Origin of the sequence: Bacillus sp. NPDC057893 (assembly GCF_042796455.1) — a bacterium.
In the GTDB taxonomy this organism is placed as follows: domain Bacteria; phylum Bacillota; class Bacilli; order Bacillales; family Bacillaceae_G; genus Bacillus_A.
This window is the reverse complement of sequence record NZ_JBHVNG010000001.1, coordinates 523,728-544,190: the sequence shown is the minus strand read 5'-3', so window position 1 is coordinate 544,190 and position 20,463 is coordinate 523,728. Positions and strand designations below refer to the sequence as shown.

The following is a 20,463-nucleotide window of genomic DNA, read 5'->3' as shown; positions in this document are numbered from 1 at the left end:
TTTACCAACTCCATTTTTTATTTCCATTATTCCCCTTTGAAAGCACGTTTAAGCTTTCTGAATAAGCTATCATCCTGCTCTTCTTGCCCTGCAAATTCACGCAATAAATCTTTTTGATGTGAAGTTAATTTCGTCGGCACAACAACACGAACGACTACATATTGATCTCCTTGACCATATCCACGTACGTTCGGAGCACCTTTTCCTTTTAAGCGGAATTCTGTTCCTGTTTGTGTTCCTGCTGGAATTTTCAGCTTCACTTTGCCATGAACGGTAGGAACTTCTACTTCCGCACCAAGTGCCATTTGCGCAAATGTTATTGGCATTTCGCAAATAATGTGATCCCCTTCGCGTTCAAAGAATTCATGATTTCTCACATGAACAACAACATATAAGTCACCTGCCGGTCCGCCATTTATGCCTGCTTCACCTTTTCCAGATACACGAATTTGTTGACCATTATCGATACCCGCTGGAATTTTAACATTGATTTTTTTACGTTTACGAACTTTACCAGAACCATGGCATGTCGTACATTTCTCTTTAATCATTTGACCTGTTCCTGAACAATTTCCACAAGCTTGACGGTTTACAATACGCCCAAATGGTGTATTTTGTTCTACACTTACTTGCCCTGATCCTGAACAATGTTTACATGTTTCTTTTGAAGTCCCTGGTTTTGCTCCACTACCCTTACAAGTATCACATGGATCCTCCACTGGAATCTCAACGTTTAATTCTTTACCAAAAATAGCTTCTTCAAACTCTAAAGTAACTTGATATTGTAAATCAGCACCTTGACGTGGAGCATTTGGATCACGACGTCTTCCGCCGCCACCGCCAAAGAATGAACTAAAGATATCTTCGAAACCGAAGCCACCGCCGAAGTCTCCTCCGCCACCGAAACCTTGATTCGGACCCGCGTGACCAAATTGATCATACTGCGCGCGTTTTTGATCGTCACTTAATACTTCGTATGCTTCTTGTACTTCTTTAAACTTTTCAATTGCATTTTCTTCTTTACTTACGTCTGGATGGTACTTTTTAGCCAAACGACGATACGCTTTTTTAATTTCATCTTTTGAAGCGCCCTGGCTAAGTCCAAGGACCTCATAATAGTCTCGTTTATTCATAAATTTGCAACCCCCGAATCTTTCACATAAACGTAATTTTAACACCGAAAGAAAGTGCTTTGCAACAAAGTTTCCTCACTTACAGTATGCAAAATAAAAAACTTAAGATCCTCACACATTTCTTCTTATTCGTGAAAAAAGCCAAAGCCAAGGCACGCTTGACTTTGACTTTTTGTCATCTTACTTATTTTATTTCACTGTATTACTTGTCTTCTTTTACTTCTTCAAACTCAGCGTCTACTATATTATCTTTTTTCGCGCCAGCGTCTTGTGCTCCTTGTGCACCTTCTGCTTGCCCTGCAGCCGCTTGAGCTTGCTCGTATAATTTAACAGTTAATTGTTGTACGATTTCTTGAAGAGCATCTTTTTTCACACGGATTTCTTCAAGTTCGTTTTTCTCGATTGCCGCTTGTAATGCTTCTTTCGCTTCCGTTGCTTTCGCTACTTCAGCTGCATCTACTTTACCTTCTAAATCTTTTACAACTTTGTCTGTTTGGAATACAAGTTGGTCAGCTTCGTTACGAAGTTCAACTTCTTCCTTACGTTTTTGGTCAGCATCAGCATTTGATTCAGCTTCTTGTACCATACGATCTACTTCTTCATCAGAAAGACCTGAAGAAGATTGGATTGTAATAGTTTGCTCTTTGCTTGTTCCTAAGTCTTTTGCACGTACGTTAACGATACCGTTCGCATCAATATCGAATGTTACTTCGATTTGTGGAATTCCACGTGGTGCTGGCGGAAGGTCTGTTAATTGGAAACGACCTAACGTTTTGTTGTCAGCTGACATTGGACGCTCACCTTGTAGTACGTGAATGTCTACCGCTGGTTGGTTATCAGCAGCTGTTGAGAATACTTGTGACTTACTTGTCGGAATTGTAGTGTTACGCTCGATTAGTTTCGTGAACACACCGCCCATAGTTTCAATACCTAAAGAAAGTGGAGTTACGTCTAATAATAGAACGCCCTCTACATCACCAGTAAGTACGCCACCTTGAACTGCAGCACCTAATGCTACAACTTCATCTGGGTTTACACCTTTGTATGGCTCTTTACCAGTTTCACGTTTAATTGCTTCTTGTACAGCTGGGATACGAGTAGATCCACCAACAAGGATAACTTTATCTAATTCGCTTGGAGCAAAACCAGCGTCTTTTAATGCACGACGAGTTGGCTCTAATGTTCTTTCAACAAGACCAGCTGAAATTTCTTCGAATTTAGCTCTTGTTAACGTTAATTCTAAGTGTAATGGGCCAGCAGCTCCAGCACTAATGAATGGTAATGAAATTTGTGTTTGTGTTACACCAGAAAGATCTTTCTTCGCTTTTTCAGCTGCATCTTTCAGACGTTGAAGTGCCATTTTATCTTGGCTTAAATCAATGCTATTTTCTTTTTTGAATTCAGCTACTAAATGATCGATGATAACTTGGTCAAAGTCATCTCCACCAAGACGGTTGTCACCAGCAGTTGAAATAACTTCGAATGTGCCGTCTGCTAACTCAAGGATAGATACATCAAATGTACCGCCACCTAAGTCATATACTAAGATTTTTTGCTCTTCATCTTGTTTTTCTAAACCGTAAGCAAGTGCTGCGGCTGTTGGTTCGTTAATGATACGCTCAACTTCTAAACCAGCGATACGACCAGCATCTTTCGTTGCTTGACGCTCTGCATCGTTGAAGTATGCAGGTACTGTAATAACAGCTTTCGTTACTGTTTCACCTAAGTATGCTTCAGCAGAAGCTTTTAAGTTTTGTAAAATGATTGCAGAAATTTCTTGAGGTGTAAAATCTTTACCTTCAACTTCTACTTTGTAGTCTGTACCCATGTGACGTTTAACAGACATGATTGTATTTGGGTTTGTAATTGCTTGACGCTTCGCAACTTCCCCAACTTGACGCTCTTCATTTTTGAAAGCTACAACAGAAGGTGTTGTACGGTTTCCTTCTGGATTTGGGATAACCTTTGGTTCTCCACCTTCCATAACAGCTACACAAGAGTTTGTTGTACCTAAGTCAATACCGATAATTTTACTCATGGCGATTCCTCCTACTTTTATGTAAATTATTGATTTACTTTTACCATTGATGGGCGAATCACACGGTCTTTTAGTTTATAACCTTTTTGGAATTCCTCCACAACCGCGTTTGATTCAAATTCACTGTCTTCGACTTGCATAATAGCTTGGTGCTCATTAGGATCAAACTGTTTACCAACAGATTCAATCGCTTCAACACCTTCTTTAGTCAGCGCTTCTAGCAATTGACGATGCACCATTTCCATACCTTGTAACAAGGATTTCGTTTGCTCATCAGTTGTTTCCACTTGCATCGCTCTTTCAAAATTATCAAGAGCTGGCAAAATATCTGAAACTAAACTTTGTGCTCTATATTTTTCAGCAGCCTGTTTATCCATTTGGACACGGCGCTTATGATTTTCAAAATCAGCTTGTAGACGTAATGTGCGACCTTCCGTTTCCGTTAGTTTCGCTTGTAACTCATCTACTTTTTCTTGTAAAAGAGCAGCCTCACTTTTTTCTTCTACAGCTTCTTCACTGTTTTCTGGCGTGACAGCTTCTTCAACTTGCGCTTCTTTCACTTCTTCTACCACTTGTTCGTTACGCTCTTCCACAATTTTCACCTCCTTAAAAGGTATTAGGTATCACGCTTTGCACGATTACCTAAGCATTATATATTACACACAGCAATGAAATTTCCATCACTTGAGCGAATGTATTACTCTCATTTACTTTTTAAGTCCGTCTGTAAATTGTCTTGTAAATAACTGCAACAAACTAATTACACGAGAGTATTGCATTCTCGTCGGACCTAAAATCGCAATTGTTCCTAGTTGCTCTTCTCCAATCGAATATGTTGCAGAAATTAAACTACAATCTTCCATAGCTATTGAAGAATTTTCCCTACCAATTTTCACTTGAATACCAACTTGTTTATGACGCAAAATATCATAAAACTCAGCTTCGTTATCAATCATCGTCAGCAAGGATCTTACTTTTTGAATGTCATGGAACTCTGGTTGCGAAAGCATATTTGCTTTCCCTCCAAAGTATATCTTTTCCGATAAAGGAACTTGAAATGTACCATCTAACATTTTTATTGCACTATCGTAATTATGAACATACCCACGCAAGACTGTAACAATCTCTTTAAAGATTTTATTATGAAGTTCTGCCATAGGTATACCAGATAGCTTTTCATTTAAAATATTAACCATTTTTTCTAAATCTGATAAATCAACAGATTCCGGAACGGTAATCGTTTTACTTTGCACATGCCCTGTATCTGTTACAATAATAGCGACTGCTGTTTGACGATCAAGCGGTACAATTTGTACATTTTTAAGTTTATTTGTGCTCAATTTCGGACCAAGAACAATGGCCGTATAATTCGTAAGCTCTGATAAAATTTGAGCTGATTGTTGTGCAATTTTTTCTGCTTCAAAAATTCTTTCAGCAAATAAATCTTTAATTTGTACAATTTCATCGGTCGGTAAGTTTTGCGGCGCTAAAAGATGGTCTACATAAAAACGATACCCTTTTTCAGAAGGAACACGCCCAGAAGAACTATGCGTTTTTTCAATAAATCCTAGTTCTTCTAAATCAGCCATTTCATTTCGAATAGTAGCTGAACTAAACGTAATTTCATCTTTCTTAGCCAACGTCCTCGAACCAACTGGTTGCGCTGATCCAATAAAGTCATCAACAATTGTTTGTAAAATTAAGAGCTGACGTTCCGTAAGCATCTCATCATCACCTCTGTTAGCACTCTTTGTCTTCGAGTGCTAAATCTATTAATAACTTACCAAAATTGACATTCAATTGTCAACGGAAACGTCACGAAATAACGAAACTTTTTCACGCTTATGGCACATTTAATTAATCAATCAAAAATGACTGGAATACTTCATTCCCTAATAGTTTCCCTTTCCTCGTTAAACAAACATGTCCATCTCTGTTTTCAAGTAATCCTTGTTCTTGATTACTTTGTAACTGCTTTGCAAAAACATGATCCATCTCCACATTAAATTTCTTTTGGAATTCTAACTTAGAAACACCTTTTGTTTTTCGAAGTCCTAAGAACAACTCTTCTTCCATTTTTTCTTTCTCTGTCACTGGATGAACATCTAAATATGGAAATCCTGTCTCATCAATTTTAGTGAAATATTGCTTGAGCGGACCTACATTTTGAATTCGTTCCCCGTTCACATAGCTATGCGCTCCAGCTCCAAATCCATAATACTCTTCATTATTCCAGTATGTGAGATTGTGTCTACTTTCATTATTACCTTTTGAGAAGTTACTAATCTCATACTGGTTATAACCATGTTTCTCCATTTCATCCATTACCATTTCGTACATTTTCGCTTCATGGTCTTCACCTGGAAGTCTTAATTTCCCTTTATTCATTAAGTTATAAAATACGGTTTTCGGTTCCACAATTAAGGAATATGCCGAGAAATGTTGTACACCAAGCGTAAAGGCAACGTCTAATGTTTCCTTTACATCTTCTATCGTCTGTCCTGGCAGAGCATAAATTAAATCTACATTAATATTTGTAAAACCGACTTCCTGCGCTTCTCGAATTGCTAGGAATGCATCTTCTCTCGTATGCCTGCGTCCAATCTTCTCAAGTAGCTCATCACGAAACGTTTGCACACCAAAACTAATTCGGTTTACTCCACCTTCTAGCAATAGGTTCAATTTCTCTTTCGGTAAATCACCTGGATTCGCTTCAAATGTTAATTCACAATTCGGCGCAAATGGACGCAAACGACGGTTAATGATGTCGAGTAGTTTTTTTGTCTGTTCCATATTTAATGCCGTCGGAGTTCCTCCGCCAACAAAAATCGTTTTCATACTTTCAAACGGTACTTTTTGAACCGTATTTATTATTTCTTTCTCTAAATATTGTAAGTATTGATCAACCGGTTGGCGTTCAATAAATACTTTATTAAAATCACAATAGTGACAAATATGCTGACAAAATGGAATATGAATATATGCAGCTTGTACCAAATATAACTCCTACCTTTCTAAAAAGAAAACCTCCGCACTCCGGAGGATTCTTTACTTCTCTACTGTATTACGGATTTGTTCCATTCGCATTTTTCCCCAATCATACATCATTTCAACGATCGGTAAAAGCGACATACCTAATTCCGTCATATAGTACTCAACACGCGGAGGAATTTCCGGGTATACCGTTCGATCAACAATCCCGTCCTCCATTAACTCTTTCAATTGATTTGACAACACTTTATGAGAAATGCTCGGGAACAGACGTTGCAATTCACTAAAACGATGCGGACCTTCCACACCTAAGTGCCACAATATCACAACTTTCCACTTCCCACTAATTATAGAAAGCGTCAGTTCCTTTTCGCAATTAAAATTACCTTTTTGTATTTTCTCTCGAATATCTTTTCGAATATTTTCGGACATTAATAGTCTCCTAACTCTATATCAATCACTAAAAAGCTCTCTCACTATTGTAAATGAGAGATGCTAAGATGTCTAAAAAGTAGCATATAAAAAAGAAGCCGAACGAACGGCTTCTACTTTTATCACGATTGGTGCGGGCTAATAATTAGCGAAGAATAGAAAAATCTCCACTAATTATAGTTCACTCCATTAGTTATCATCCATTTTCAGTACAGCCATGAATGCTTCTTGCGGCACTTCTACAGAACCAACAGACTTCATACGTTTTTTACCTTCTTTTTGCTTATCAAGAAGTTTACGCTTACGAGAAATGTCACCACCGTAACATTTTGCAAGTACGTTTTTACGCATCGCCTTAATTGTAGAACGAGATACAACTTTATTTCCGATAGTCGCCTGAATTGGCACTTCAAACTGTTGTCTTGGAATTAATTTCTTTAATTTCTCTACAATTACTTTACCACGGTCATACGCTGAATCACGATGTACAATAAATGATAAAGCATCCACTTGTTCATTATTTAAAAGAATATCCATTTTCACAAGTTTAGATGGTTTATAACCAATTAACTCGTAGTCAAATGATGCATATCCTTTCGTATTTGATTTCAATTGATCGAAGAAATCATATACGATTTCTGATAACGGGATTTCATATGTCAATGTAACACGTGTTTCATCTAAATATTGCATATCAATAAACGTTCCACGTTTCCCTTGGCAAATTTCCATTACAGCTCCAACATAGTCATTCGGAACCATAATTGCAGCCTTCACAAACGGCTCTTCTACACGATCGATAGTCTGTGGATCTGGCATATTAGATGGATTATCAACAATAAAATCTTCACCGTTTGTTAAATACACTTTATAAATAACGCTTGGCGCTGTTGTAATTAAGTCAATCTTGAATTCACGTTCAATACGTTCTTGAATAATCTCCATGTGAAGCAGCCCTAAGAAACCACAACGGAAGCCAAAACCTAAAGCTTGAGATGTTTCAGGCTCAAATTCAAGAGCAGAATCATTCAATTCTAGTTTTTCTAACGCATCACGTAAGTCGTTATAACGTGCAGAATCGATTGGATATAAACCACAGAATACCATTGGATTTAATTTACGATACCCTTTTAACGGCTCTACAGCCTGACGTTTCGCATGTGTAATCGTATCACCAACACGTGTATCGCCTACGTTTTTAATAGATGCTGCTAAGAAACCTACATCACCTACTGTTAACTCGTCACGTTGCGTTGTTTTTGGTGTAAACACACCTACTTCTGTTACTTCAAATTCTTTTCCAGTTGCCATCATACGTACTTTATCGCCAACTTTTACCGTTCCATTTACAACACGGATATATGCAATTACACCACGGTACGGATCATATAAAGAATCGAAAATCATACATTGTAACGGCTCTTCTGAATCACCTGTTGGAGCTGGTACCTTTTCAACGATTTGTTCTAAAATATCTTCAATACCAATGCCAGCTTTCGCTGAAGCAAGTACAGCTTCCGATGCATCTAAACCAATTACATCTTCTACCTCTTGACGTACGCGTTCTGGGTCTGCACTTGGTAAGTCGATTTTATTAATAACTGGTAAGATTTCTAAATTATTATCAAGCGCTAAATATACGTTCGCTAATGTTTGCGCCTCAATTCCTTGCGCTGCATCCACAACAAGAATTGCACCTTCACAAGCCGCTAAACTACGAGATACTTCGTACGTAAAGTCGACGTGTCCTGGAGTATCGATTAAGTGAAGAATATACTCTTCACCGTCTTTCGCTTTATACGTTAGTTGTACTGCATTTAATTTAATTGTAATACCACGCTCACGCTCCAACTCCATAGAGTCAAGCAATTGCGCCTTCATTTCGCGCTGTGCCAACGCGTTTGTTTTCTCCAAAATACGGTCTGCCAACGTTGATTTCCCGTGGTCAATGTGAGCAATGATGGAGAAGTTACGAATTTTGGACTGTCTTTTTGCTCTTTCTTCTTTATTCATCTATGTTCTCAACTCCTAATAGTCTCGCCAATATACACTAGCACTGATTATATCAATAGAGCAGCAAAGATTCAATGAAAACTCGTGCTGCTTACAATACAAATCACTCTATCTATATCTTATGCGAACAAACCATAAGAGACAAACCTTTTTCAAATTAAAAGACAGCTCTCTTACAAACATAAGACAACCATCCTTCCCGCTACCCTTAACTAAAAATTCCTTTTATTGCCCCAACAACTATATCCGTTCCAAACTTTGTCATATCACGAGCAACACTTGCTATCGCCATACCGATACCTTCTACAACATTAAAACTTCTTAAGCTTTCTAACTGTTTTTGTTTTTCAATAGCCGAAAACGTCTCTCCCGAAATTCCGGGTTCAGCCCCAGCGCCTTCTGTTCCTGTCATATGAGCAATTTGTTCATATGACAGCTGACGATATCCCTTCATACTTTTTAGACCATGATTAGCGAGTCCCACTCCAGCTATCATCATAAGCAAACATAAGACTGTACCGCATATACATAACAGCGTAAATTGACTCAAGCTATTTCTGCCTCTTTCCATCAATGTGTATATGCCCCTGTATTATCCTGATCAATCTGATGATGCAGCGCTGCATTTAAACCGCTGGCTATTACATTTGCCATATCCTCAATAAACGCATCTACTTCTTTTGGAGTTACCATTAAATTATGACCAAGAGGAGATAACACTTCATAAATTAACTTTCTCTTTTCCTCTTCTTCTAACGTACCAATAGCTCCTAAAAACATATTTCGACTCTTTTCATCTGGCATATCTTCTTCTGTTAATTTTTTCTTTTCTCCAAATGTAAAACCTGCTGGCAATAAAGAGCGTGACGGTTTGTTTCCTTCTTTCAGTTCTCGGCCAAAATGTTTCAAAATAAAATCAATTGTATCACTCGTAATCGAAACAGCATCTACCACAGTTGGCACACCAATTGCGATAACAGGAATACCTAATGTTTCTTTACTTAGTTCCTTACGCTTATTCCCAACACCAGATCCTGGATGAATTCCTGTATCAGAAATTTGTATCGTACTATTTACTCGTTCAATAGAACGCGCAGCTAATGCATCAATTGCGATGACAAAGTCTGGTTTTGTTTTCTCAATAATTCCGTAAATGACATCGCTCGTTTCAATCCCTGTAATTCCCATTACCCCTGGACGAATGGCACTAACAGGTCTAAACCCTTCTTCCACACTTTCAGGCTGCAATTTAAACAAATGTCTCGTCACCAATACGTTCTCTACAACTATCGGTCCGAGTGCATCCGGCGTTACATTCCAATTCCCAAGACCTACGATTAAACAACTCGCTTCTTTTGAAACTCCAACCTCTTCTAAGAAATAAGAAAATTCTTTTGCAAAAATACGCTCTACCTTTTGCTGAAGTTCCGTATCTTGTTGTCGTATACCTTGCACCTCAAGAGTTAAATAACTTCCAGGTTTTTTCCCCATCGACTCAGATGCAATTTCATCAATAGTTACTTTTGTAATTGTAACTCCCTCTTCTTCCCTCTCTTTTACAATAACTCCCTGTATCCCTTTTTGTTCTTCTTGGCGCTCTTGCAGCATTTGGTGCGCCTCTACAGCAAGGTCAGTTCTAACACTATATTTACTTAAATCTAATAGTTCTTTCATCGTATCTCCTCCGTAATTCATAGTAAATATCGTTAGATTTCCCCAAGTTATATTAGGTCATTCTTTCCTTTACGTGAAATTTCATTGATATACTATTGCAATTCTCTTCACCGTTTGATAAAATATCACTTGTTCTATGTAAGAATCGAGTCATTCGATTGCACCAGGGAGGTGAAAAGTATGGCAAACATCAAATCTGCTATCAAACGCGCTAAACTTAGCGAAGAGCGTCGTTCACATAACGCTTCTATCAAGTCTGACATGCGTACTGCTGTTAAAACTGTAGAAACTTTAGTTACTAATAACGATCTTGAAAATGCTAAAGAAGCTTTCAAAACTGCTTCTAAAAAACTTGACAAAGCAGCTCGTAAAGGTCTTATCCACCAAAACGCTGCAGCTCGTCAAAAATCTCGCTTAGCGAAACAAGTAAACGCGTAAGGCGTTTAAAAAACGATCCATTCGGATCGTTTTTTATATACACAAAAAAGTTCACGTACTAAGTACGTGAACTTTTTTGTGTTACTACATATGATTTAACCGCATTAAGAAAAACTCAAGCACAAGTTTCTTATCCATCTTTCCAGTCTTCATACTATAATCAGCTTCCGCTAATTCTATAATAACTTTTTTTAATTCTTCAAAAGAGAAAAACTTCGTTTGATTCATCGCCAACTTTACCCGGTACGGGTGCACACCAATATGGGAAGCAATTTGATTTTGTCCGTAACCACGCTGTTGCAACTCTTTCACTTGATGGAGCAAGCGGAACTGACTTACTAATAACGCGAGCAGTTTAATTGGTTCTTCCTGCTGTGTAAATAATCCGTCTAAAATTTGCATCGCACCAGCGATATCTTTTTTTACCACTTTTTCTGTTAAAGCAAAAACATTTTGCTCAACAGATTTCGGCACAAGTTCCGTGACAAGTTTTGGCGTAATTTCTCCGCCCATACCGACATATAACGTTAACTTGTCCATTTCCTTCGCCAACATTGTTACATTACTTCCCACAAGCTCTAACAACAAACTAACAGCTGCATTATCAATATGCACATGCACCTCATCCGCACGAGAAACAATCCACTTCTGAACATCCTGCACTTGCATCGCATTTGCTTCTATTACATCCGCTGTTTTCTTTAATAGTTTTGTAATTTTTTTTCGTTCGTCTAATTTTTCATAAGGCGCAACAAAAACAAGAATAGAAAAAGGAGATGGCTCCCCAATATATTCTTCTAAAATTTTTATATTTTGTTCTAATTTTTCTTTTTGTGCCGTTAAAAATAATGGTGATTTTATTAATATAACTTTACGCTCCCCAAAAAAAGGAAGCGTATGCGCATCCTCAACTACATCTTCTAAATACGCTTCTTCCAAATCGTATGTCACAACATTAAACTCTCGATCTTCCTCTTCAAGCGCTTCCGTTGTAATAAGCTTTATCGTTTCATTTATAAAATAGGCTTCCGTTCCATACAGTACATACAACGGAGCGAACTGTTTCTTTTTAATCTTCTTATGTATATCACTCATATTTTTTCCTACTCCCTAACTTGGCAATATATATTTATACTAATGCCCTAGCTTTTGTTTTACAAGTACAAAGGGACGGGCTTTATAATCCGCCCCTTTATTTATATAAAACGCCACGCAATAAGCCCCGGATTTCTTATTGGTGTGCGGTAATCACCTTCCCTTTATTATTTACAATAATAATCTTAGTATAAGTGCCAACTGTTAACATGATTGGAAATGAAAAATTCATGCTACTTAACTAACTAGAAAAAGTGTACAAATACTCTATTTCGCTTCATATGGAAATTGTAGATTTTTTTCTGACAATATTTTATACTAAAATGGAATGTTGGGGAGGGATTCTAAATGAATGATTTTGAACAAAACGTTCAAAGTAAACGCAATGACGCTATTGATTCAGGGGTAGGATTTATCGTCTCATTTGGTTTTTTCGCAACACTTTTCATTATTGCAACTGTTATTAAATTCATCGGTTCTTAAAGGCTGCTGCTTAACGGCAGTCTTCTTTTTTTCATCTTCTATGTGTTCCATCATATGTGATTTTACTTTGAAAGGTTCCTTTTTCTCCATTAAAAACATAGGAAATAGCACCTTGCTTATCCGTACGCCATATATCAATACCCATCTTCTTAAAACGCTCTATAACTTCCTTATGCGGGTGCCCATACCTATTACGCTCTCCCACAGAAATAATCGCTACACTAGGCTGTACAAGGCTTAAAAAAGGATCTGTAGACGATGTTTTACTCCCATGGTGAGCAACTTTTAAAATATTAGCCCGCAAATCAGGATATGTCGATACTATAAACTTTTCTCCTTCTTCTTCTAAATCACCCGTAAATAGCCATGTTAGTCCCCCTAGTCTGGCCCATAGTACAATCGAAGAGTCATTTTCTCCCTTTTCATTCCCCTTTGGAGCTAATATGAAAAATTCCGCTTCATTTACCCTCCAACCTTCCCCTTCTCCTACTACACTTATCTTCATGCTCTTTTCTAACGCCTTTTTCTTCACCACTTTTTCCAATACAGCATCTTGTTCCTTTCTCCCAAATACAACTTCTTTTACAATAATAGATGACAGCAAATCCAGCGCAGCACCTATATGATCCGCATCTCCATGCGTTACAATTAATTTATCAATCGTTTTTATACCTTCTTTTTGTAAAAAAGGAACAAGAATATCATGCCCAACAGAAAATTCATGCTTTTTCTGTTGCCACGCTTCCTTCTTGACAGGAAGAGATCCTCCTGTATCAATAAGATAAACCTCTTTATCGTACGGAAGACGAATTAATATTGCATCTCCCTGTCCAACATCAAGAAATGTAACACTCCCACTTTCGTGAAAATATGGATATACATAATGACAAGTACTAATAAAAAGAAACACACCCACAACTATACACAAATTTTTTTTCGTTATTACTCTTTCCCAAATCACAAATATACTAACGATACTAAAACAATATATAGCCACAAGAAATAAAGGAGTTTGACCAAAAGTAAGTCGGATGAAAGGGAAACTTTCACAGTAACTTAGAAAGTCATTAGAAATGGTTAAACATAATGAAAGTACATATGCAATTCCTTTTGCGAACAATGGAATAACCGGCATACATATAAGAATAATAATGCTACACGGCAATACAATAATGGATAGAAAAGGAACATATATAAGATTGAGGAAAATGCTATAAGGAGAAAAATAACCAAAATGATATAACAAGATGGGGGTACTAGCGAGCTGTGAAATTATAGAAATGTAAATAGAATTTCGAACTACTCCATTACTACGCCCTAATAATATCGGCGCAGATAGTAGTAAAGAAAAACTACCTACAAATGAGAATTGAAATCCAATGTTGAAAATAAGATACGGATCGTATATAAGCATACATATAGCTGTCATACTTAAGGCGTCTAGACTAGATAAGCGAACCGAGCACATGAAAGCTACCAACAATAAAACTCCTGTTATAGAAGCCCTCACAACAGATGGCGACGCCCCCGCTATAATCATATACAGAGGAATGCAAACTATAAGGCATACTGTTGCTGTCTCTTTCGTCACACCACTTCTTAGCAAAACAAAATACATTATAACCATTAATAATACGATATGTGATCCTGAAATTGCTAACAAATGTATAAGACCAAATTGTTGATATTGCTCTTCTACTTCAAACGTCATTTGTTGTCGATCTCCAAATAATAATGCGTTCATAAATGCACCTGATTGTTCCGGGAACATTTCTGTAACTTTCGAGATTGTTTGTTGCCTGAGAAGGAAAATCCATTGCACGAGTGACAATGATGTTTTTTGACATTCAGAAATGTATGTCACATCAAATATAAAATGTATTTTTTGCTGATATAAATAATTACGATAATCAAAAACATGAAAATTCCGGGCAGTTTGCGGTTCTTTCACCTCCCCTTTAAATGTACACGATATACCTGCATGTAATTGTTGCAACTGCTTCTTTTCCGAAGCAGATTGTATTTTATAATTTAACTGCACTAAGTTTTTATTCTGATCCTCAATTTGAAAAGAGAGACGATCTCCATTAATTAGAGGTGTATTTTGCACGACCCCCCGTGTAACTTCGTAGGGCTCCCCTAGCGACTTATTTAGACTCTGAACATATGCGGTGTACATAGCGCCACTAAAACACGCTATTATACAAAAAATGAAGGTTTTACGCGAAGTACGATATAAACAAAATAAAACATAACAAACGAAACAACAAGCGGTCAACAAATGCGATGTGGAAAAGGTAATTGCAATCCCAATTATAAACGAGATTGCAACATAGCCCCATTGTCCATTCAACTCATACTCACTCCTTATAGCATCATTTTCGCTTTAGTGAATACACGCTGTAATTCTTCCATTGATAAATTATCTTTTTCTAAGGATGCAAATAGTTCCTTTAGCTGCAAATGACGCTCTTGTTCCTCTAGCGATGTAATATCATATTCTAGCGGAACGTGCTTTACTGTTACACTCGCTTGTTCAAATAACTCTATGGCATACGGATGATTTTTATAATCCTGTGCATAATAAACTGCTGTAACACCACTTTGAATAATCGCCTTACAGCACTGCAAACAAGGAAAATGTGTGACATAAATTTCCGCTTCCTCTGTTTTTGCACCAAACTTCGCACATTGCAATAAAGCATTCATTTCCGCATGAATTGTACGAACGCAATGATTATCAATGACATAGCAACCATCGTCTATACAATGTACACCACCTTTAATTGAACCGTTATATCCACCAGCAATAATTCGTTTATCACGAACGATTGTCGCTCCTACTGCAAGCCTTGTACATGTACTACGTAAAGATAGTAGATGGCTTTGCGTCATAAAATATTGATCCCATGAAATTCGTTCCATATTTTTCACCTTCTTTTTTGTCTACTTGTAGTGTAGCGAAAAAAGAAAAACTTCGTCAATCTTTTACGGAATAATAATTTGATCTTTTATTTTCTCTAAAGACTTCGCCCCAATCCCATCAATTTCTAATAAATCTTCTATTTTCTGAAACGGACCGTGTTCTTCTCGGTATTTCAAAATACTTTCTGCCTTCCGAGAACCAATGCCTGTAATTTTTTCAAGTTGCTCTTTAGAAGCTGCGTTTATTTGAATCTTTGCCTCGCCCTTTGAAAAAGTGGCCACCTCTTGTACTTGCTCATTTTTATTCGGTACATAAAGGATCATTTGGTCTTGTACAATTTGCGCTAAATTCACCTTCTTCACATCTGCTTCTAGTAAAAAACCACCCGCCTTTTCAACGGCATCCTTCGCTCGGTCCCCCTCTTTCATTTCATACACACCTTCTCTTACAACCGCCCCTTTCACATCAATTATAATTATTTTTTTCTGTTCCTTTGCATCCAATACTTTCGGTTTACTTTTTTTCTCCACATCTTTCGCTTGAACTTCCGTTGTAATGAGCGATTGCTCCGTTTGCTGATTCGTTTTCCAGAAAAAAAGAAAAATCAAAGTGCCAATAATAACCATTAATCCCAACCATTTTTTCGGAAAATCCCACATCATTTTACACCTCTAATCATAAATTTATAACATCATTCATATTGTTTAGGAGAAAGCTGTTACGAAGGAGGGATGAAACATTGAACATAGGAATTATAGGGACCGGGAACATGGGGAATATACTAATCGATGCATTTTTAGAAACCCGTGCTGTCAAACCTTCGTGCCTTACTATTATTAATCGGACGCCTGCCAAAGCATATCATATAAAAGAAAAATACCCTTCTGTTCATATAGCCAAAACAATCCAAGAGGTAATCGAACAATCCCAGCTTATTTTCATTTGCGTAAAACCGATAGATATATACCCTATTCTAAAAAAATACGCTGACCATTTTTCAGACGAAGATTGCTTAGTTTCTATCACAAGCCCCATATCTCCATCACAATTAGAAACACTTATACCTTGCCACGTCGCTCGTATCATTCCAAGCATCACAAACCGCGCCTTGTCCGGCGCATCACTATTTACATTTGGAAATAACTGCTCTGAAGAATGGCAACAAAAACTATTTCGTCTATTCAAAAACATTTCTACTCCCCTTGTTATAGAAGAAGATATAACGCGCGTTTCATCTGATATAGCAAGCTGCGGCCCTGCTTTTTTTAGTTATTTATTACAATGTTTCATTAACGCTGCTGTAGATAAAACAAATATTACACATGAAGAAGCCACTACTTTAGTAAGTGAAATGGTCATTGGAATGGGGAAATTACTTGAAAAAGAAATTTTCACATTACCTACTTTACAAGAAAAGGTATGCGTTAAAGGCGGTGTTACAGGAGAAGGTATTCGTATTTTAGAAGAGCACGTTGGGGATATGTTTCATAAATTAATCGAACGGACACATGAGAAATTTGATGAAGATTTAAAATGCGTTGAGCAGCAATTCAATAAACACACATAATAAATACGCCATCGTAATCCTAAACCCTTTTTATTAATACTTATCTTTTTCATGCTACATTTTCACTAAAACTAGCATTTTTACACTTTACACATATCATCTTTTTATTTTTCTAGAACTAAAACTACATCTTTTCTATAAAACAAAAGCAACCTTATCGGTTGCTTTTCTTTTATCCATTCTTCTTCGCCATAAAAAAGATGCGCTCTGTTTGTTCTGTCACTTCGATTCGTTCAAAGTCACCTGTGACGCGAAGTACTGTAAATCCAGCTTCTTCAAGCCATTTTGTTAACACTTCAACCGAATATGCACGCTGCACGTGACATTCGTCAAAACGATGGTACACATCTTCTTCTGAATCTTGTACAAAGAATGTCAAATCATGTTCCACACTATCTGATTCTTCTCCTGGGAAGCAGTTCCAAATAAGTGATATTTCTTCGCCGTTCACTGTATATGTTTCATTTTGAAATACGTGATGTATTTTATATAAAGAGTGTACATCGAATAAAAACAAGCCATCCTGACGTAAATGGTGGAAAACTCTTCTAAATGTTTCTTGCACCCCATCTTCTTGCAATACGTAATTTAATGAGTCACAAAAGATTGTCACACAATCAAATTCACCAGGAACATCGAGCTCTCTCATGTCTTGTTGGTAAAAAGGAATAAAATAACCTTCTCCCCCCAATTTTTGCTGTGCGACAGTTAACATTTCTTCCGAAAGATCTACACCAATTAAATCATAACCTTTTCGTACAAGCGGAAGTGTTACGTTACCAGTTCCACATGCTACGTCAAGAATTTTTGCCTCTTTCATAGATGCCTGTTGCAAACTTTCCTCTGTGAATTCCACCCATTTATCATAAGGGACATCATTCATCAGTTCGTCATACAGCAAAGCAAATTGTTCGTATTTCATTGATCTAGCTCATCTGCAATATCTTCACGCGGCACATCGCCCCATAGACGCTCTAAATTATAGTGATTACGCTCATCTTTATGGAATACATGAGCAACCACATCACCAAGGTCTACTAAAACCCAACGCGCTTCATCAAAGCCTTCCATACGTTGTACGTTAATTTCGAACTCATGTGCCTTCGCTTTAATTTCACGTGCAATTGCTTGTACTTGCTTATCTGAATTTCCGTGACAAATAATAAAATAGTCTGCAATCGGTGAAATACCTTGCATATTTAGTACAACCATATCTTCTGCTCTCTTATCATCAGCTGCTTTTGCCGCTAATACTAATAACTCTTTATCTTTCATTTATTAATTTCCTCCTTGATAACTGCATTATATGTTTGGAATGTTAATGGATAAATCGTTTGATCTTTTTCCATTAAAAATTGAATTGTTCGCTTTAAAGCAAACAGTAAAGCTTGATTTATATCTTTATATGCGAGTTTCCTCGCTTCTTCCACACCAGGAAACTTACGTCCTGGTTCAATGTAATCTGCTACATAAATAACTTTATCTAACATTGTCATTTTTTCATGACCACTTGTATGATATGTAATAGCTTGTAGAATTTCAAGATCAGTAATGCCTACTTCTTTTTCTACTAAGTATGCCCCAACAGGTGCATGCCATAACTCTTTGTTATAGTGCAGTAGATCCTTCGGCAAAGCTTCTCTCTTAATAATCTCTTCCATTTCTGGAATCGCTCTACATTTTGCATAATCGTGAAATATAGCAGCCGTCTCTGCCTTTTTCTCATCTACACCATATAACCGGGCAAGTTCAATCGCTGTTTCCATTACACCAATCGTGTGTATATAACGTTTTTCATGCATTTGTTGTTTGACAATACTAAGTGCTTCCTCACGAATCATACAACCCATTCCTCTCGATATATACCTGTACTTTTTCAGGGAGTAAATATTTGCACGTTTTCTTCGTCATATATCTCTCCCGTAACAGAGAAGAAGAAACTGCAAACTCCGGAATTTCCACTTTTACGATATCATAAGGCGTATGTAATGTATAACCTGGTCTTGCAACTCCAACGAAAGTCACAAGCTTAAGTAACTTTTCAATGTTATACCACTTCGGCAAGTACTCAACCATGTCTCCGCCAATAATAAAGTGAAACTGCACATCCAGATACTTCTCCGTTAATTGTACCATAGTGTCGTATGTATACGATGGGCCTTCTCTGTCTAGCTCTTCTAAACAAATTGAAAAGTATGCTTCTTCCTCAGTCGCTATTTGCAGCATGTTTAATCGACTTTTCACACTCGTAATGTTACGTCCTTGCTTGTGCGGTGGAATTTGATTCGGCAAAAACCATACCTCTTCCAACCCTAAAGCATGATACACTTCATTTGCAATTAACAAATGCCCATTATGAGGCGGATCAAACGTGCCACCAATAATGCCAATTTTTCTCAAAAGAAACGCTCCTTCCTTTTACATACAGCAACTCTCCCCATACATATTCGAAGAGAGCCCACTGTTAATAAAAGTTCAATTGGTTTCGCTTTCTACATATCAAGCGTCCACTACGAAATAACTCACGTATATCTTTTATCGAGGAAGCCTAATCTGCTTATTTTCTCTTGATTCTTTGTATAAAACAATTGTGCTTCCGATTACTTGAACGATTTCAGCTCGTGCACCTTGTGCAAGCTCTTCTGCAACTTCACTACGATCAAATTCACAGTTTTGTAATACGCTCACTTTAAATAGTTCACGAACTTCTAATGCTTCTCCAATTTGTTTCACCATATTTTCATTCACGCCACCTTTTCCAACTTGAAAAATCGGTGTTAAATGATGTGCCTTTGCACGTAAAAATCTTTTTTGTTTTCCTGTTAACATATAATTAGCCTCCAAGCTCTCTCATTACTAATTGTTTCATTCTATCAATATTCGGCACACACCCTGTCCACATTTCAAATGCAAGTGCACCTTGATAAACGAACATATCGATTCCATTTTGAATTATTGCACCTTGTTCTTTCGCATCGCCTAAAATTTTCGTCTCAAATGGATTATAAATAATATCAGAAACAATCGTTCCTTGTTTCAATGAACGAATTTCCAGCGGCGTATACGCAACATGTGGATGCATACCTATCGTTGTTGTTTGGATGATAATATCATATTCCCCTTGATTTTCTGCTGCACATTCTAACGATAGAGCATGTGAATTAACATTTGCCATGCTCCCAGCGATAAGATTTTCCGCCTTATCTCTCGTACGATTAGCAATATCAATTTCTTTCACACCTACATCTGCAAGTGAGAAGTAAATAGCTCGACTAGCACCACCTGCACCGATTAATAAAATACGTTTCTCTTGAAGTGGATCTTCACTAATTGACTGCAGGGCACGAACAAAACCAATTCCATCTGTATTATACCCAATCAATTTTCCATCTCGATGAACTACTGTATTTACCGCACCGATTTGCCTTGCTAACGGGGCAACCTCATCCAAGTACTCCATAATTGCAACTTTATGTGGAGTCGTTACATTAAATCCTGAAATACCTAATGCTTTCAAACCTTTTACTGCTTCCCCTAGCGCTTCTTCTTCTACAAGAAACGCATGGTAATGGGCATCCATATTCAAGTGTTCAAATGCATCGTTATGCATAACGGGTGATAATGAATGTCCAATTGGATTTCCGATTACACCATATAATTGTTTCATAAATCC

At 37.3% G+C, this 20,463-nt stretch carries 22 protein-coding genes; 3 read left to right on the top strand and 19 right to left on the bottom strand.

The features are described 5' to 3' along the window. Positions 1-26: 26 nt before the first annotated feature. The 9 genes from dnaJ to gpr form a co-directional block, all read right to left on the bottom strand. Positions 27-1,133 (bottom strand): chaperone protein DnaJ, encoded by a 1,107-nt coding sequence (gene dnaJ / locus ACFVQC_RS02990; RefSeq protein ID WP_377897403.1) that lies wholly within the window; start codon positions 1,131-1,133, stop codon positions 27-29. 202 nt (positions 1,134-1,335) lie between these two features. Next, positions 1,336-3,171 carry a chaperone protein DnaK gene (gene dnaK / locus ACFVQC_RS02985; protein ID WP_377897402.1) on the bottom strand — a complete coding sequence of 612 codons (1,836 nt, stop codon included), beginning with the start codon at positions 3,169-3,171 and terminating at the stop codon, positions 1,336-1,338. Positions 3,172-3,197: 26 nt separating this feature from the next. Continuing rightward, the gene (grpE, locus tag ACFVQC_RS02980; RefSeq protein ID WP_002138384.1) at positions 3,198-3,764 is read right to left on the bottom strand and encodes a nucleotide exchange factor GrpE; all 567 of its coding nucleotides are present in this window, start codon (positions 3,762-3,764) and stop codon (positions 3,198-3,200) included. 114 nt (positions 3,765-3,878) lie between these two features. Then, positions 3,879-4,895 (bottom strand): heat-inducible transcriptional repressor HrcA, encoded by a 1,017-nt coding sequence (gene hrcA, locus ACFVQC_RS02975; RefSeq protein WP_002067157.1) that lies wholly within the window; start codon positions 4,893-4,895, stop codon positions 3,879-3,881. Between the two features lie 133 nt (positions 4,896-5,028). Further along, on the bottom strand, positions 5,029-6,168 hold the full coding sequence (hemW, locus tag ACFVQC_RS02970) for a radical SAM family heme chaperone HemW (RefSeq protein ID WP_377897401.1): 1,140 nt from the start codon (positions 6,166-6,168) through the stop codon (positions 5,029-5,031). 51 nt (positions 6,169-6,219) lie between these two features. Beyond that, positions 6,220-6,594, bottom strand: coding sequence for a winged helix-turn-helix transcriptional regulator (locus ACFVQC_RS02965; protein ID WP_002015203.1), 375 nt, complete (start codon positions 6,592-6,594; stop codon positions 6,220-6,222). A 189-nt stretch (positions 6,595-6,783) separates the two neighbouring features. Continuing rightward, complete coding sequence (lepA, locus tag ACFVQC_RS02960) at positions 6,784-8,607, bottom strand: elongation factor 4 (RefSeq protein ID WP_002067153.1); 1,824 nt, start codon at positions 8,605-8,607, stop codon at positions 6,784-6,786. A gap of 208 nt (positions 8,608-8,815) precedes the next feature. Beyond that, positions 8,816-9,178, bottom strand: a complete 363-nt coding sequence (locus tag ACFVQC_RS02955) for a DUF3679 domain-containing protein (protein WP_061689604.1) — start codon at positions 9,176-9,178, stop codon at positions 8,816-8,818. Then, entirely contained in the window at positions 9,178-10,281 is a 1,104-nt protein-coding gene (gene gpr / locus ACFVQC_RS02950; protein WP_377897399.1) for a GPR endopeptidase, read from the bottom strand. The genes ACFVQC_RS02955 and gpr overlap by 1 nt, the downstream gene beginning before the upstream one ends. A gap of 180 nt (positions 10,282-10,461) precedes the next feature. Here gpr and rpsT point away from each other — a divergent pair, with 180 nt between their 5' ends. After that, complete coding sequence (rpsT, locus tag ACFVQC_RS02945; RefSeq protein WP_002088694.1) at positions 10,462-10,719, top strand: 30S ribosomal protein S20; 258 nt, start codon at positions 10,462-10,464, stop codon at positions 10,717-10,719. Between the two features lie 84 nt (positions 10,720-10,803). Here rpsT and holA read toward each other — a convergent pair whose 3' ends face one another. Further along, positions 10,804-11,814 (bottom strand): DNA polymerase III subunit delta, encoded by a 1,011-nt coding sequence (gene holA / locus ACFVQC_RS02940; protein WP_002034073.1) that lies wholly within the window; start codon positions 11,812-11,814, stop codon positions 10,804-10,806. A gap of 348 nt (positions 11,815-12,162) precedes the next feature. On the opposite strand from holA, the gene ACFVQC_RS02935 reads away from it, so the two are divergent. Beyond that, complete coding sequence (locus ACFVQC_RS02935; protein ID WP_000997609.1) at positions 12,163-12,297, top strand: YqzM family protein; 135 nt, start codon at positions 12,163-12,165, stop codon at positions 12,295-12,297. A 31-nt stretch (positions 12,298-12,328) separates the two neighbouring features. Here ACFVQC_RS02935 and ACFVQC_RS02930 read toward each other — a convergent pair whose 3' ends face one another. The 3 genes from ACFVQC_RS02930 to ACFVQC_RS02920 all read right to left on the bottom strand — a co-directional run bounded on the left by ACFVQC_RS02930 (position 12,329) and on the right by ACFVQC_RS02920 (position 15,885). Beyond that, a complete protein-coding gene (locus ACFVQC_RS02930) occupies positions 12,329-14,650 on the bottom strand; it encodes a DNA internalization-related competence protein ComEC/Rec2 (RefSeq protein ID WP_377889343.1) in 2,322 nt (773 codons plus the stop codon). A 14-nt stretch (positions 14,651-14,664) separates the two neighbouring features. Continuing rightward, positions 14,665-15,222 carry a ComE operon protein 2 gene (locus ACFVQC_RS02925; RefSeq protein ID WP_002145691.1) on the bottom strand — a complete coding sequence of 186 codons (558 nt, stop codon included), beginning with the start codon at positions 15,220-15,222 and terminating at the stop codon, positions 14,665-14,667. Between the two features lie 63 nt (positions 15,223-15,285). Continuing rightward, a complete protein-coding gene (locus ACFVQC_RS02920; RefSeq protein WP_377889345.1) occupies positions 15,286-15,885 on the bottom strand; it encodes a helix-hairpin-helix domain-containing protein in 600 nt (199 codons plus the stop codon). Between the two features lie 77 nt (positions 15,886-15,962). Between ACFVQC_RS02920 and comER the strand changes: the two genes are divergently transcribed. After that, positions 15,963-16,790 (top strand): late competence protein ComER, encoded by an 828-nt coding sequence (gene comER, locus ACFVQC_RS02915; RefSeq protein ID WP_002160436.1) that lies wholly within the window; start codon positions 15,963-15,965, stop codon positions 16,788-16,790. A gap of 172 nt (positions 16,791-16,962) precedes the next feature. Here the strand turns inward: comER and ACFVQC_RS02910 are convergent, their stop codons facing one another. From ACFVQC_RS02910 to aroE, 6 genes are all read right to left on the bottom strand, one after another. Beyond that, complete coding sequence (locus ACFVQC_RS02910; protein ID WP_002111917.1) at positions 16,963-17,712, bottom strand: class I SAM-dependent DNA methyltransferase; 750 nt, start codon at positions 17,710-17,712, stop codon at positions 16,963-16,965. Then, the gene (rsfS, locus tag ACFVQC_RS02905; RefSeq protein WP_000653209.1) at positions 17,709-18,065 is read right to left on the bottom strand and encodes a ribosome silencing factor; all 357 of its coding nucleotides are present in this window, start codon (positions 18,063-18,065) and stop codon (positions 17,709-17,711) included. Before rsfS ends, ACFVQC_RS02910 begins: the two co-directional genes overlap by 4 nt. Next, positions 18,062-18,631: a bis(5'-nucleosyl)-tetraphosphatase (symmetrical) YqeK gene (yqeK, locus tag ACFVQC_RS02900; RefSeq protein WP_002145688.1), complete on the bottom strand. Its 570-nt coding sequence runs from the start codon at positions 18,629-18,631 to the stop codon at positions 18,062-18,064. The genes rsfS and yqeK overlap by 4 nt, the downstream gene beginning before the upstream one ends. Then, a complete protein-coding gene (locus ACFVQC_RS02895; RefSeq protein ID WP_002145687.1) occupies positions 18,621-19,190 on the bottom strand; it encodes a nicotinate-nucleotide adenylyltransferase in 570 nt (189 codons plus the stop codon). The genes yqeK and ACFVQC_RS02895 overlap by 11 nt, the downstream gene beginning before the upstream one ends. Before the next feature lie 135 nt (positions 19,191-19,325). Continuing rightward, positions 19,326-19,619, bottom strand: coding sequence for a ribosome assembly RNA-binding protein YhbY (gene yhbY / locus ACFVQC_RS02890; RefSeq protein ID WP_002145686.1), 294 nt, complete (start codon positions 19,617-19,619; stop codon positions 19,326-19,328). 4 nt (positions 19,620-19,623) lie between these two features. Next, positions 19,624-20,457, bottom strand: a complete 834-nt coding sequence (gene aroE / locus ACFVQC_RS02885) for a shikimate dehydrogenase (RefSeq protein WP_377897398.1) — start codon at positions 20,455-20,457, stop codon at positions 19,624-19,626. Between the last annotated feature and the right edge of the window lie 6 nt (positions 20,458-20,463).